This window comes from Colwellia aquaemaris, from assembly GCF_057548755.1.
Genome location: NZ_BAAJLV010000027.1, coordinates 1 through 784, shown reverse-complemented (window position 1 = coordinate 784; position 784 = coordinate 1). Strand labels below are relative to the sequence as shown.

2 protein-coding genes are annotated in these 784 nt (G+C 37.0%); both read right to left on the bottom strand.

Going from position 1 to position 784, the window contains the following annotated elements; genetic code table 11:
• The coding region (locus AC27HL_RS19540) for a hypothetical protein (RefSeq protein ID WP_487082727.1) at positions 1 to 355 on the bottom strand (355 nt) is incomplete at its 3' end.
• Between the two features lie 106 nt (positions 356 to 461).
• Positions 462 to 758: a hypothetical protein gene (locus AC27HL_RS19535; protein ID WP_487082726.1), complete on the bottom strand. Its 297-nt coding sequence runs from the start codon at positions 756 to 758 to the stop codon at positions 462 to 464.
• Between the last annotated feature and the right edge of the window lie 26 nt (positions 759 to 784).

The window sequence follows — 784 nt, the reverse complement described above, 5'->3', positions numbered from 1 at the left end:
TTGGTGTGACAGAAGATGCAGGACTTACAGAGGGTAAAGATATAGTAGGTCTACGTTCCTCGATTCTCTGTAAAACCTTTGCAGCTTCATTTGCCATGCACTCTTCTTGACCAATAGAATTTGATGTGACCAAAAACTTATCTTCGTATTGCATTACGCTTAAGGCGAATTTCCCAGTGGAACAATACCATAACTCTTTATTATATTCTTTTATAAAGTCTTTGGTGAGAAGATCGTTTCTCACGACCATTTTTCCATCAACTAGTACCAATAAATTAAAAGGTATTCGATTTGGACCGCAAGCTAACACTAAATTTGAGTTTATAAAAAACAGCAATGCGGGTAGATATTTCATGTAAATGCCTAACGCCTTACTAAGAGGCGAATAATAGTTGGCTAAAATAGGCGACGAAGGAGCAAAAGCCAACTGTTATTTGTCCTTTTGAGTAACTTGTTAGGTGCTACAGGTTTCGTAGGTATGTGATTGCTACCACAGCAATAATTGCAATAAAAAAACCTCTAACAATATATCCCCAACCCTTCCATTTTGCATTAAAGGCACATTGCCACATACCAACTGTTACCCAAAGACTATAAAGAACAGCAAATACTATAAGTAAATATATTGGAACCGTTGATAGATGTGGAGCTACCTTTTCTACGCCGTACTGAAGTAGCCCACCAATCAAGATATTTTGAATCCAGAAAACTTGCCAAAGTGGAGCTTTACCTCGAAAGTTATTTTTAATTACATCCATATAAGTGAATCCTACTTGCACCTAAC